The organism is Paenibacillus sp. FSL R7-0345 (genome assembly GCF_038595055.1).
Taxonomy (GTDB): domain Bacteria; phylum Bacillota; class Bacilli; order Paenibacillales; family Paenibacillaceae; genus Paenibacillus_AQ.
On sequence record NZ_CP152002.1, the window covers coordinates 3548672 to 3562454 of the forward strand.

The following is a 13783-nucleotide window of genomic DNA, read 5'->3' on the forward strand; positions in this document are numbered from 1 at the left end:
TACTATGCGGGATGGAGTGGAGAAATGTCTAGCAAAGCACTGCGGCCAGCCATCTTGCTCGGCTTGATTCTCTTGTGCGGTTGTTCCAGCACCAGTACTCATAATGTAACACAGCCTGAACAGGCTGGTGCTTACTATGTAGCAGCCGATGGGGATGACAATAACCGCGGGACGATTGATTTACCTTGGGAGACACTGCAGCATGCTGCGGATCTTGCCGCCCCTGGCAGCACTATCTATATTAGAGAAGGTGTGTATCACCAGAAGCTGCATATCACAAACGGCGGATCGGAAGATGCCGGTCCGGTTATATTCTCCGCTTATTCCGGGGAGACAGCCATTCTGGATGGCGAAGGCCTGGCTGTGGACGGGCTGGAAGGACTGATCGAAATCAATAATGCCAGCTATGTGACCATTCAGAACCTCGAAATCCGCAACTATCAGACAGCGGACAATGGTGAAGTTCCGGCAGGTATATATGTACACGGGTCCGGTCAGTCTATTTCACTGCTTAATAACCGTATCCACTCCATAGCCAATACAGCCGCACCTGAAGGAGAGGATCTTTCCGGCAGGGATGCTCACGGCATAGCCGTGTATGGTACAGAAGCGGAGGAAGCATTAAGTGACCTGACGATTGACGGCAACGAAGTGTATGATCTGGTGCTCGGTTCAAGTGAGGCGGTGGCTGTGAACGGCAATGTGGACTCTTTTGCGATCACAAACAACAAGATTCATGACAATGATAACATCGGGATCGACATTATCGGCTTTGAGGGAACAGCAGGAGACGAAGCAGTGGATCAGGCACGTAACGGAATGATAAAAGGGAATGAAGTATACGGGATATCGTCCAATCATAATCCATCGTATGGCGCTTCCTTGCCTAATGGCAACTATTCGGCCGGGGGAATTTACATAGACGGGGGCAGATCCATTCGTGTTGAGAAAAATCGCGTGTACGATAATGACATCGGCATTGAGCTTGCATCCGAGCATAAGGGAAAGCTGACCCGTGATATCACGGTCCAGGACAATCTCGTCTACCGCAACCGGCTGACTGGAATTGCCATGGGCGGTTATGACGAAGACCGTGGAGGCACCAGCGACAGCAAGGTTATACTTAATACCCTTTACCAAAATGACCTGCTGGAAGGTGGAGGCAACGGGCAGCTGTACCTGCAGGCTAATTTAAGCAGGAATACTATTACAGATAATATCCTCGTGGCCGGTGAATCCGGTGTCCTGATCAGCAACGACTATACGAGCAGCAGTGAGAACACGGTTGATGGCAATCTTTATTTCGCTGAAACCGGGGCGGATGAAGCCATCTGGGTTTGGAAAAAGCAAGAATATGCAGGCTTCAGCGCCTATCAGCGGGGAACAGGGAATGACCGCAGCTCGTTATTTGCCGATCCGCAGTTTGTGGACGCAAGCGCAGGCGATTTCCGGCTGCAGCCGGACTCCCGGATTGTCAATGGAGGCTCAGCCGGTGCCAAAACAGATTAATCGGTATGCCAGTTGTTTCTGCATGCAACAATCCAAGGAGGTATGCGAATAATTGAACGGCGCGGAAGTTTATTCTTCCTCAGAGCTGGATGATTACCATCGTGCGCAATTCCAATGACGAGAATAATGCAAAAAACTTGTTTTCTACAGCTAATCCATTTATAATTTCATCGTATAACCTTATAGATATGGTATAAGGGTCTCTACCAGGAACCGTAAAATCCTGATTACAAGATGGTGTACATTGTACATTTTATTTGTAATCAGGATTTTTTTGTCAATCCGGTAAATAATAATCATTAAAGGAGCTGTGTAAGAATGAGTACATCCCAATTTAAAGAAACCCCGCACATCAAGCCAAACGGAGCCGAAATTGCTGAGACGATTTTGCTGCCGGGAGATCCGCTGCGTGCAAAGTTTATTGCTGAAACCTATCTGGAGAATCCGGTACAATTCAACGAAGTACGGGGAATGCTCGGATATACAGGGACCTATAAAGGCAAAAAAATCTCTGTTATGGGTACAGGGATGGGCGCTCCGAGTATCGGTATTTATTCATGGGAGCTAATTAATGTATTTGGCGTGAAGAACCTGATCCGTATCGGTTCGGCTGGTGCGTTACAGGACAAGCTGAATCTGTATGATATCGTGTTTGGGATGGGAGCCTCGACCAACTCGAATTACGCTTCCCAATACAATCTGCCCGGACAATATGCCGTTACTGCTTCCTTTGAATTGCTGGAAAAAGCAAAGAAAACCGCCGATGCCCAAGGTCAGAAGGTACATATCGGTAATATCCTGACCAGTGATACTTTTTATAATGCAGACAAGACCGCAGGAGCAAAATGGAGAGATATGGGCGTACTGTGTATCGAGATGGAGGCTGCAGCGCTGTACTTAAATGCTGCTCAGGCTGGTGTCAACGCACTGTGCATCCTGACGATCAGTGACCACATTTTCCGTGCAGAGGAAACAACCTCTGAAGAACGCCAGACTTCCTTCACCAAAATGATGGAAATCGCATTAGAGCTGGCTTAATCCCTTCATAGGCCTGATCCCGCAATCCCTTGGATTGCGGGTTTTTTTGTGCTGAGAGGAAAAAGGCTACAGCTTTCTGGCCTTAATCACAAAGGTCACAGGCAGCACCTGTGCTTTTTTGGCAAAATCACTGCTATCACCCTGAGCTTTCAGCAAATCCTCATCCGACTCCTCAACCATTTGCTCAATAATAAAGCCCGCTTTGGCGAGGGCATTCACGTAGGTGGACATTTTGCGGTCGGTTAAGGATAACGTATCTTCGCCAAGCGCTACCGAATACCAGGATTCATCAAAATAGCTCTTTTTGAAGACAAGCGTATCCTTTTCGGCCGCAACGCATTTGTGGATCGGGTGGGACCAGCTGAAGATGAATACACCGTCTTTATTCAGGTAAGAAGCAATCCGGGCGAAAGTCCCCTCGAGATCAGTGGTCCAGCCGATGGCATAAACAGAATAAATAATATCAAAATAATTCTCCGGCAGGCCACACTGATCCTCCATGGGAGCGCAGATTAATTCAGCGGAAAGACCATGCGCTGCCAGAAGCTGCCGGGTCTTACCGATCTGATTCCCGGAAATGTCCGTGCCCCACAGCTCAGCCGGCTGGCGCTGCCCCTGCCCCAGATACAGCAAGGATTGACCGCTTCCGCAGCCGATCTCGAGAATTTTCTTTCCGCTTACATCGCCCAAAAGCCGGTGATTTTCTTCAGAGACAAAAGCCCCATACAAAGGAAGTGCGGTTGCTCCTAGAACCTCATTTCCTTTTGTATCCCAAAACAAGCTGTTCGTCTTATGTATAACGTCCTTATCCATGTCAACCGTAACCGCAACACCAGCCTCGCCAGCGCCTATTACATTTGTCCGGGAACCCTTATTTTTGTCCATGCAAATAGCCTCCATAAAAAATAGCAATATATATGTCAGTTTAAAGGGTAATGAACTATAATGCTGTGATAAATAGGATTGGAGAGATCGAACATGGCGTTACACACCTACACCAAGAAACGCTCAATCCAAAGCTTTATTTTTGAAAAACGGTTTGAGGGGATGCAGGTATTCACCTTAAATGACCGGAGCTCTTCCGCCCAAAAGGTTATTCTTTATATTCATGGCGGCGACTGGACGAAACAGCCTTTACCGTTTCACTGGAAGTTCATGGACAAACTGGCGCATCTGATTAAAGCGGAGGATCTGCCACAGCCTAAAGATATTATTTTATTGTCTGCTGCTGTTGATTTGGCTTTGAATAATCCGGAGATACCAGAATATGAAAAAAAGGACCCCATGCTGTCATCCGGGGGAATTGGAGTCATCATAAACCGCTGGGCGGAGGATAAACAGCTGACTGATCCGCTTATCAGTCCGATCCACAGCGATTTTAAAGGGCTTGGAAGGATATCGCATTTTGTCGGGACACATGAAGGGGTGTATCCTGACGCGATGAAGCTTGATGAACGGCTGACCGCACAAGGGGTTGAGATTGACACGTTTGTGTATCCCAAGATTATGCGGGTTTTAATGGCAACTTCAGTTGAAAGGTAAATAATTCATTCTCATGGTTAAGTGTAAGTGAACCTCCATGCAGTTCGGCAATGTTCCTGGCGATGGAAAGGCCAAGTCCGGCCCCGGTCTGGATGCCTTCGCTGCTTCGGGAGTGATCGACCTTGTAAAAGCGTTCAAATAATTTATTTTGTTGCTCCTTGCTTAGAGGTATTCCGTGGTTCTCAACCTCAATTGTAACCTGCTTATGATCAGTTAGCATCCGGACGAAGATGGCTCCCGGTTTAAAGGAGTATTTTAGAGCGTTCATTAGCAGGTTATCTATTGCTCTGGCAATTTTGTCACTGTCCGCAATGGTATACACCGGGAAGCTGCCAATTTCATTGATGATATGAAGCTGATTTTCATAAGCAATCGGTTCAAATTCAAACAGCAATTGCTTCAAAAGCTGGTAGAGGTCAATCTGGTATGCATTTAGATGGGTATCCGCCGAGCTAAGCCTGGTATATTCAAAAAGGTCCTCAAGGAGTTTTTTGAGGTGCGCAGCTTTATTGTAGGTGTTTTGCACAAAACGGTCGTATTCTTCCTGATCTTGAAAGGAATTGGATCTTAAAAGCTCAATATATCCGATAATGCTGGTCAGTGGAGTACGCAGGTCATGTGAAATACCGGTGATTAATTCCATCTTTGATTGCTCGGCTTCCCGTTCTTTTGCAATTTGCTGCTCCAGACGCTCCGTCATCTGATTGATATTAAAGGCGACCCGCCCGAGCTCATCCTGCCGCTCTACGGGGACGCGGTAGCTCAGATCTCCTTCGGTAATGATTTGAAGCCCGCGTTCCAGTGTCATGAGATCTTTGACGATGCGGCGTGTTGACATCAGGAAAGTAAAGATAAATACGATTATAAAAAAAGGCGTTATAAAATAGGGAAATGCCTTTTTCAGCCAATCCATGCCTGTCCCTACCTGGAAAACGAAGTAGATCAGTACATTATTCATCGTCACAGCAAGAATTAAACTAAGCAGCATGCTAAGCAGAATATTACCCTGAATCTTTTGCTTTCTCTTGGATTGATTTGTTGATCTAATCAATTTTATAGCCAACTCCCCAAACCGTTTTAATATACTGAGGACTCCGGGGATTATCTTCTAATTTCTCCCGCAGGTTGCGGATATGGACCATCACGGTGTTATCAGAGAAACCGAAGGGTTCTTTCCAGACTTTTTCATAAATATGCTCTGAACTGAATACCTGTCCAGGATAGCTGGCCAGCAGCACCAGAATCCCAAACTCCAGAGGTGTCAGCACAATATCTTGTTCTTTTATCTTTGCTGAATGCTTACTTTTATCAATCACAAGATCTTTAATCAGGATAAGGGAAGGATTCTCCGCTTTTCCCAGTAAGGTTTGCCGCCTCATTTGGGCTTTAACACGTGCCAGCAATTCTAATGGGTTAAACGGTTTGGTCATATAGTCATCTGCTCCGGTGGTAAGGCCGGTAATCTTATCAATATCTTCTTCTTTTGCAGATAACATGATAATGGGCGTATCAGAGATTTCTCTGATTTTCAGGCAGGCGCTAATGCCGTCCATCCGGGGCATCATGACATCGAGGATGACCAGCTGAACAGGAGAAGCTTGGAGAACTTGTAAGGCTTCCTCACCGTCAGACGCTTCAACGACATGGTACCCTTCATTCCGTAAATAGACATGTATGATATCCCGGATCTCGGATTCGTCATCAACAACAAGGATAGTATTCATCTGCAGTTGCCCTCTCTTTATTGAAGTTGGTGCTTATTATACAGCAAACCGTTTACTTTTTCCGGCAGACATACACAAACGCAGGTGGCAGATTCAAAGGCACAAGCTGAATATTTTCAATAATAAAATGTTCGGAGAGCTGCTTCTTCATTTGAAGAGAGTACTGGAAGGCAATAAACATCCCGCCCGGCTTGAGCGCATGGACAATCTGGTCTAATAAAGCATCTCTTAGTTCACGTTCAAAGTTAAAGAAGGGCAGTCCGCTGAATATACAATCCAGATAGATAACGTTTTTTTGATTAATGGTATCTACTAACCGGGTTGCATTAGAGTGGCATGAGAACCCGGGATAATTTAACCGCAGCTTTCTTCGCATGACATGATCCATTTCAAATAAAAAGACATTTGCATCCCGTTTCACATTGGATTGAATGTAACGGGTGATCGGACCTGTTCCCGCGCCCAGCTCTGCAACAGCCTTAATATGATCCCATTCAACCTGGTTAACCATCTTCTTCGCCAGAAAACGGGAGCTCGGCGCCACACTTCCCACATTCTTCGGACTTTTCATAAACCTCTGCAAGAACAACAAATGCTGATTCAATCAGTATTCCCCCTATATATGAACCTTAAAATGTGTTGAAAAAAGTTAAAAGCTGATGACCGAAACCCGTACCTGCTGCGAAAAAGGTTAATGTCCAAACTACAGCGCAGGAGTAGGAAATAAGCATAAACTTCCTGATAGATCCTCTGTTGAATCCGATCAGGAAGGGGAGAAAGTATCTCACCACAGGTATGAAAATACCGATACACATTGCCCAGTCGCCACGCTGGCTTAAGATTTTTTCAGCTTTTTGAAAATTGCGGTTGTGCTGGAACTTATGCTTTAAGCGTTGTCCGAATATTCTTCCTGCAAAATGAAACAGGGTAATAGCCGTCAATAGCCCGGACAGAATGGATATATAAGTCATCCCGATATTTAAAACACCACTGCGGCTCAGAATAGCGCCAGTAACCACTGTGATTTCGTTAGGAATGGGCACACCAAAGGGTCCAAGCGACAAAGCCACATAAAAAAACAAATAACCGTACTGGTCGATTAATGACAAAAGTGTGCTGCTGATGACCTGCCACCCTTTCTCTTTGCTGATGCAGTCATCTTAATGAAAAGAACTGAAGAATTTACGGGGAGAATTCTGAAGAAATTCTGAAGGTTCTACTTTTATGTTGAACTATCGTGTTACAATCGAGAGAAATATTAATTGTACCGGTACAGTCAAGGAGGATTTCTTTTTGAAAAAATTTGAGGTCATCGCCCGGTCGCTGGAAGAATGGATACAGGAGCAGGCGGCGCTGCGCAATCAGCACAGCTGGAACGGAAAAGGAATCAAGCTTCCGGCAGTCCGGGTTCTTGCTAACCAATATCAATGCAGCATCAGCACGGTATTGCGGGCTTATGAATGGCTGGAGCAGCGGCATCTTGTCTATTCCGTTCCTCAGTCCGGCTATTATGCAATGCCTGACGGAGGACTGCCGGAGGAAGCGCAGTGGGAAGGCCCGCTCGATTTTGCTTCGGCAGCACCTGATCCGCGTGTATTTCCATATGCGGATTTCCGGCATTGTGTGGATCAGGCAATGAAACAGAAGCAATCCGAGCTGTTTCTCTACGGTACCGACCGTGGCTTGCCTTCTTTGATCGAATTGTTGAGGAAACAGTTTGCGGATTATCAGGTGTTCACACAGAAGGAGCAGCTGTTTATCACGTCCGGCGTACAGCAGGCGCTTGCTGTGCTGGCGCTGATGCATTTTCCGAACGGTAATCAGCAGGTCCTGCTCGAGCTCCCCGGCTATCACAATATGCCTCCGCTGCTGAAGGGGCTTAATGTGCCTTTTACCGGAGTGAACAGAACAATAGACGGGCTGGATTGGGAGGGGCTGGAGCGGAGCTTCAGGGAGGACGATATCAAATTCTTCTATGTAATGCCGCGCTTTCATAATCCGCTGGGGACTTCCCTGTCTGCTCATGACAAGAAGCGGCTGATACAGCTCGCCTGTAAATATGATGTTTATCTTGTGGAGGATGATTATCTCGCCGATCTGGAAAGCGATTCGAGACAGGACCCGTTATGGTCGGCGGATACGGAGGGACGGGTCATTTATCTGAAAAGCTATTCCAAAATCCTCTTCCCCGGGCTGCGCCTCGGCGTCGCTGTATTGCCGCATTCACTGGTACCGTTGTTTGGAGCGCACAAGCGCATGCTGGACATCGACACCTCGCTGTTATCGCAGGCTGCACTTGAAATCTACATCCGGAGCGGCATGTTCGCCCATCACGGTAAGGTAATCCGGGGCAGATACGCTGAACGTATGCGCAGAGTACACGGCCAATTGGATGCATTTGCTGACTTTACTCCGTTCGCACGCGCACCGCTTACCGGAGGTGAACACACGGTCTTGCCGTTGCCTGACCGCATTCCTGTGAGCGTGCTGTTATTACGGCTCAAGAAACGCGGTATACTTGCGGATTCCACCGGGCGGTATTATCCGCAAGGTTATCCCGTACCGGATAAAATGCTGCGGCTTAACATATCTAATGTGCCAAGCCTGCGGGTCGCTGAGGGTATGAATATCATCCGGGAGGAGATTAGTAAGCTGGATATTGGAAGAGACAGCGCGGTACATACCTGAGCACAGGATAATTGAATAAGCACATTCCGGCAGTTGACTCCAGAGTCAGCCGGGAACAGAATACTTACAACCAACAGCAACCAGTCCGTTAGGGAGCATTTCCTGACTTGACTGGTTTTTGGTATTCGGATGTTATCATAAGACAATTGTCCTAATACAATAGTCATATCCTGTTTCAAAAACCTTAAAATTTGGTACATTATAATAAGGTTCTCAATAGCTTAGATGATTTAGAACAGGACAAAGTACCTATTATTGCTTGGAATTGTATAGCATACATAATTTACTTATTAAAACTACTAGTGATCGCGGGGGAATTTAAATGTCTTTATTAGCCTTGGAGAAAAAAGATCTTATTTCAGATGAAATGATTACCGATGAGCTGGTGCTGAGGTCGATGGAAAATAATCTTGCCATCATTCGCTTTGGTCTGGACCGGAGGGTAAGGTATGTGAACGATGTTTTTGCCCGCACGATGGGGTATGAGGCGGAAGAAATGCTGGGAATGCACCATCAGCAGCTTTGCTTCGGCGAATTTGTTAACAGCCGGGAATATGAATTATTTTGGCACAGTATGCTTAATGGTTTGTGCTTTCAGAACAAGATTGAACGCAAGGCTAAAGACGGAAGCACTGTTTGGCTTGAAGCTACCTATATGCCTATCTATGATGAGGCTAATCAGAAGGTGCTGGGGGTTTCAAAGATTGCTACAAATATTACGAACCGGCAAAACAATATCTCGTCAGTAGTTCATGAGCTAAAAGCCATGTCTCACACCCTGAATGAACATTCTACTGTCGGTATAGAGCGAAGCCGTGAATTGATGTCCAGCATTACATACATATCTGAAGTGTCTGCACATAATAGCGCAACGTTGAGTCATTTGCAGGAAAAGGCCAGTTCCATCCAGGGGGTGGTCAGAACAATCCGGGAGATTGCGTCCCAGACACAACTGCTTGCGCTAAATGCTGCGATTGAAGCTGCACATGCAGGCGAGTACGGGCGCGGGTTTGATGTAGTAGCCAAGGAAGTAAGGAAGCTGTCTGATCGGGTTGCAAATTCTATTAATGAGATCCGGGAAAGTGTAGACGGGATCACCAAAGAGATCCGGAACATTTCGAATGGGACGCAGAAGGTTGAATTAAACCTTAAGCAAAGCCAGCAGCAGATTGAGACCGCGATGAAGGATTTTACGGCTATATCTGCTTCTGCCCAATTGCTTGACGCCAAAGCGCGGCATGTAACGGAAATTGTATAAAAGCTAGCCTAATAATAATTTAAAGAGAATCCGCTCCTGTAGCGGATTCTCTTTATGTTCACGGACTTAATTTATATTTTAATTGACATTAATTTAATTTTTAAATAGTATTAAACGGGCGTTTGATTAGAACAACTGTTTGGTCTACAAGATGTTCGTTTAAATTAACCTGCAAAAAAAGAATGAATACATATTGGAGGATTTATTTTATGAAGCAAGCTTTACAATCGCTCTTTAAGAAACCGCCGGTCATAATCGGTATTGTGACTGCGCTGATGTTTCAGGTTATTTTTAGTGTGATCTGGATGACTGCCTATTCAGGTGTCAATGACCGCACAAACAAGCTCACGATTGCTATTGTTAATGAAGACGGTGAACAATCTCAAAAAGTTGTAGATGCTCTGGTACAATCAATTCCTTTTCAAACAGTAGCAGATTTGAATAACAGTGAAGCCATAGATAAGTTGGAACATCATGAAGTGCATATGGTGCTCGAAATTCCTGCAGGTTTTAATGATTTGCTGCAGACCGCAGGTTCCACTGCACAGATTAATTACACCCTTAATGAAGCTAATCCGGTTACGATTAAAAGTATTATGCAAGGTGTTTCCCAAAGTGTAACAAATACCCTTAACAGTCAGGCGTCTGCACAAGGCATTCAGGCTGTATTAACTGCTTCCGGCATGCCTGCCGATCAGGCAGGTGCAACTACAGAGACTATAACTTCCCGTGTTGAAAGCTCGCTCATATCGCTCAACCAGGTTAACGGGATGAATAACCAGATGGTACCTATGATGATGGTACTGGCTTCATACGTTGGCGCTATGATTATGGGGATGAATGTACAGGGTGCAATTGGCATGCTGACTGGACTTTACTCACGTCTTACGCTGTTTGGAGCCAGATTTATTATTAATATCGGATCTGCACTGGTCGTATCGCTGGTCGGCTCCTCATTGATTGTTGCTTTAGGCGGACAGTTTGAACAAGGCTTTATCGCTTTCTGGATGTTCCAGGCCTTATTCCTGTGTACGTTTATGTTCTTCTCACAATTCTTCCTGATTTTATTGGGACCAGCCGGAAGTCTGCTGAATATTATTGCCCTTTCTTTACAGCTCGTATCTTCGGGTGCAATGGTTCCGCGCGAGTTGTTGAACGGATTCTATAGCGGCCTGGGGCAATACTTGCCTGCCACTTATGCAGTAAAAGGTATTCTAAGTGTCCAGCTTGGCGGACCAGGCGTTCTGCAAGCTTCCATGGTTCTGGTTATTATATTCGTTATTGTCCTGTCGTTGTCCATTCTGGTAACTCTACTCAAGAAGGCAGCTGCACCAGTAACACAAATGTAGATTTCAGAGCTGCATGGCAATTGCTATGCGGCTTTTTTGTTGCTCTTAAAGGTGATTTCTGTGCAGCCGATTTGATCATTTGCCGGATTGTAATCTACAATGATCCTATACCATAGGTTGAAAGGGATGTCGCTAAAATATGATTAGATCTTTATATATACGGGTCGTTTTGATCTTTCTGGCCTCTGTAATCGGGGGCACACTGATTTCCTTTTTACTGGCAACCTGGATTTTTGAGGATAAGCTGAATGAGAATCTGCAAATTCCGATGATTTATTTCGGACAGGATATCGCACGTATTTACGGGACCTTTCCTTTAGATGAAGCAAACGATTACGTAAGCAAAATGAGCCAGCTCGAAATGTATAACCTCCGCTTTTTTAATGAAACCGGCCAGTTTCAGACTTTTGGGGAGCTTAACGGATTTAAACCGGCTGTGGTTACTGAAGAACATTGGAGCAGGGTATTGGATGGTGAAACGGTTCAGGTGAACCGCGGTGTAGTCAGCACTACGCTTGTCGGACTGCCCTTTACAATGGATGGGGAGAGAAAAGCTATGTTCATAGAACCTATATCGCCTACCTCCAACACCCTGGCCATACAATTTCTGCTGAATTTCTCAATCTATACGCTGGTAACAGGCAGTCTGGTGATTCTGGTTGCCACCAAGTTCCTCGTGAATCCGATTAAAAAGCTGACTGATGCAACCAGGCATATCGCAGGCGGAAATTTCAACATCAGGCTTAACATTAAACAAAAGGGTGAGCTGGGCACACTGGCTCAAAGCTTTGAAGAGATGACGCATGATTTGCAGCAGGTTGAACAGATGCGGCGGGATTTTGTATCCAACGTGTCTCACGAAGTCCAGTCACCGCTCACCTCCATTACCGGATATGCCAAAGCCCTTAAACAGATGAACATTCCTGATCAAGAACGGGACCGTTATCTTAATATTATTATCTCTGAGGCCGAGCGCATGTCCAAAATGAGCGACAGCCTCCTGAAGCTGAGCATGCTTGAGTCACAATCGCAGCAGCTGCAGTTCAGCACCTTCAGTCTGGATGAGCAGATCAGGCGGGTCATTGTAGCGCTTCAGCCGCAATGGTCAGCACGCAGCATCAGCTTTGAGCTCCAATTAAAGTCAATACGGATTGAAGCAGATCATGATCTGCTGAACCAGGTCTGGACCAATATCCTCGGTAACAGCATCAAATTCTCAGGTGAAGGTTCTGTAGTTACTGTCAGTATCCGGCAGGATAGCAGAAATGTCAGCATCCGGGTTACTGACAAGGGAATCGGGATATCTCCGGAAGACCAGCGGCGCATTTTCGAAAGGTTTTTTAAGGCTGACCGTTCTCACAGCCGCCAGAATGGCGGTAGCGGCATGGGATTAGCGATTGTCAAGCAGATTGTAATGCTGCATTCCGGCGATATACGGGCAGAAAGCGAGCCTGGCAGCGGCACCAGCATCATCGTCACCCTGCCGATCAAGCCTTCGGCAGAACATGATCGTTAAGCTAAACTTAGTTCGGTACAGGGGTGTGCATCTATAGATGTAACGCCTCTTTTTTTTGCCTGTTCATACTGCGTTCATATTCCCGTCATGGTGTGGACATATTGCCTGATTACACTTTAGATATGCCGCATAGCGGCTCTACAGATTAAGGAATAGGAGAAGATGAACGTGACAGATACCGTGGAAATCAAGAACGGGACCGGAATCCGCAGGAAACGGAGACTATGGTTAAAAATAATTGGAGGTATTTTCGGAGCGCTGGTGCTGTTCGCAGGTATTGTATTTATCGTTAATGTAATCAGCAAAGGAGTCGAGAAAAAGAAGATCGAGCCTTACGGCCAATATGTCGCGGTGGATGGCAAGCAGATGAATGTGTTTATTCAAGGCAGCGGCGAGCAGACGATCGTCCTGCTGCCGGGACAGGGGACCCCGTCGCCAGTGCTTGATTTTAAATTACTGATTGATGAATTATCTCCGGATTACAGAGTGGTAGCGGTTGAACCCTTCGGATATGGGCTTAGCGACAAGACGGAGAAGGCAAGAACCACGGAGAATATCGTCAGCGAAATTCACGAAGCCGTGCAGCAGCTGGGTATTGACCGTTACATTCTTATGGGACATTCGATCACCGGACTTTACGGCGTGACTTATGTGAACAGCTACCCGGATGAAGTGCTTGCTTTTGCCGGCATTGACAGCAGTGTTCCGAATCAGCCGGGCATGGATGTGAAGCTCCCGCTGAAATCTATGCAGTTCCTCCAGCAATCGGGTCTGATGCGACTGCTCCAAAAGGTGAGCGGAGATCCGTACGCAGGGCTTGACTATGATGAACACACCAAGGAACAAGTGCGCCTCATAACCAATCAGGTCGGGAGCAATGCAACATTGATGGACGAGCTCAAACACCTCGGATCCAATTTTAAAAATGCAGAATTGCTCACATATCCCCAGGAGCTCCCGGTGCTTCTCTTTGTCCAGTCGAACAACGAGCAAAACAAGCAGTGGGTTCCGCTGCATGAGGCACAAGTCAAGCAATCCGCTCAAGGGCTAATGATCCTGATGGAAGGCTCACATTACCTGCATCATACGAAATACAAGGAAATCGCTGCCGAATTTAAAGCTTATATGAAGAAAATCCAACCATTTGAATAACAAGAGG

12 protein-coding genes, 1 pseudogene and 1 riboswitch are annotated in these 13783 nt (G+C 46.2%); of the genes and pseudogenes, 8 read left to right on the forward strand and 5 right to left on the reverse strand.

Going from position 1 to position 13783, the window contains the following annotated elements; genetic code table 11:
• The first annotated feature begins 24 nt into the window (after window positions 1-24).
• Both NST84_RS15050 and deoD read left to right on the forward strand, forming a co-directional pair.
• Entirely contained in the window at window positions 25-1509 is a 1485-nt protein-coding gene (locus tag NST84_RS15050; protein ID WP_342561008.1) for a right-handed parallel beta-helix repeat-containing protein, read from the forward strand.
• Window positions 1510-1659: 150 nt separating this feature from the next.
• Window positions 1660-1761, forward strand: a riboswitch (purine riboswitch).
• A 66-nt stretch (window positions 1762-1827) separates the two neighbouring features.
• Window positions 1828-2547: a purine-nucleoside phosphorylase gene (gene deoD, locus NST84_RS15055; protein WP_342561009.1), complete on the forward strand. Its 720-nt coding sequence runs from the start codon at window positions 1828-1830 to the stop codon at window positions 2545-2547.
• Window positions 2548-2613: 66 nt separating this feature from the next.
• Here the strand turns inward: deoD and NST84_RS15060 are convergent, their stop codons facing one another.
• Window positions 2614-3432: a class I SAM-dependent methyltransferase gene (locus tag NST84_RS15060; RefSeq protein WP_342561010.1), complete on the reverse strand. Its 819-nt coding sequence runs from the start codon at window positions 3430-3432 to the stop codon at window positions 2614-2616.
• 93 nt (window positions 3433-3525) lie between these two features.
• On the opposite strand from NST84_RS15060, the pseudogene NST84_RS15065 reads away from it, so the two are divergent.
• Window positions 3526-4056: pseudogene (locus tag NST84_RS15065) on the forward strand (alpha/beta hydrolase); the annotation flags it as partial.
• Here NST84_RS15065 and NST84_RS15070 read toward each other — a convergent pair.
• Genes NST84_RS15070 through NST84_RS15085 form a run of 4 tightly spaced genes read right to left on the reverse strand, consistent with a single transcriptional unit; the run spans window position 4052 to window position 6922 of the window.
• Window positions 4052-5077, reverse strand: coding sequence for a HAMP domain-containing sensor histidine kinase (locus NST84_RS15070; RefSeq protein ID WP_342566441.1), 1026 nt, complete (start codon window positions 5075-5077; stop codon window positions 4052-4054). The pseudogene NST84_RS15065 and the gene NST84_RS15070 sit on opposite strands and share 5 nt — an antisense overlap.
• Before the next feature lie 55 nt (window positions 5078-5132).
• Entirely contained in the window at window positions 5133-5813 is a 681-nt protein-coding gene (locus NST84_RS15075) for a response regulator transcription factor (RefSeq protein ID WP_342561011.1), read from the reverse strand.
• 52 nt (window positions 5814-5865) lie between these two features.
• A complete protein-coding gene (locus tag NST84_RS15080; RefSeq protein WP_342566442.1) occupies window positions 5866-6384 on the reverse strand; it encodes a methyltransferase domain-containing protein in 519 nt (172 codons plus the stop codon).
• A 58-nt stretch (window positions 6385-6442) separates the two neighbouring features.
• The gene (locus NST84_RS15085) at window positions 6443-6922 is read right to left on the reverse strand and encodes a VTT domain-containing protein (protein WP_342561012.1); all 480 of its coding nucleotides are present in this window, start codon (window positions 6920-6922) and stop codon (window positions 6443-6445) included.
• Window positions 6923-7106: 184 nt separating this feature from the next.
• Between NST84_RS15085 and NST84_RS15090 the strand changes: the two genes are divergently transcribed.
• From NST84_RS15090 to NST84_RS15110, 5 genes are all read left to right on the forward strand, one after another.
• Window positions 7107-8501: a PLP-dependent aminotransferase family protein gene (locus tag NST84_RS15090; RefSeq protein WP_342561013.1), complete on the forward strand. Its 1395-nt coding sequence runs from the start codon at window positions 7107-7109 to the stop codon at window positions 8499-8501.
• A gap of 322 nt (window positions 8502-8823) precedes the next feature.
• A complete protein-coding gene (locus tag NST84_RS15095) occupies window positions 8824-9759 on the forward strand; it encodes a methyl-accepting chemotaxis protein (protein ID WP_342561014.1) in 936 nt (311 codons plus the stop codon).
• Between the two features lie 209 nt (window positions 9760-9968).
• The gene (locus tag NST84_RS15100; RefSeq protein WP_342561015.1) at window positions 9969-11108 is read left to right on the forward strand and encodes an ABC transporter permease; all 1140 of its coding nucleotides are present in this window, start codon (window positions 9969-9971) and stop codon (window positions 11106-11108) included.
• A 139-nt stretch (window positions 11109-11247) separates the two neighbouring features.
• Window positions 11248-12624, forward strand: coding sequence for a HAMP domain-containing sensor histidine kinase (locus tag NST84_RS15105; protein WP_342561016.1), 1377 nt, complete (start codon window positions 11248-11250; stop codon window positions 12622-12624).
• A gap of 162 nt (window positions 12625-12786) precedes the next feature.
• Complete coding sequence (locus NST84_RS15110; RefSeq protein ID WP_342561017.1) at window positions 12787-13776, forward strand: alpha/beta hydrolase; 990 nt, start codon at window positions 12787-12789, stop codon at window positions 13774-13776.
• Window positions 13777-13783 lie beyond the last annotated feature (7 nt).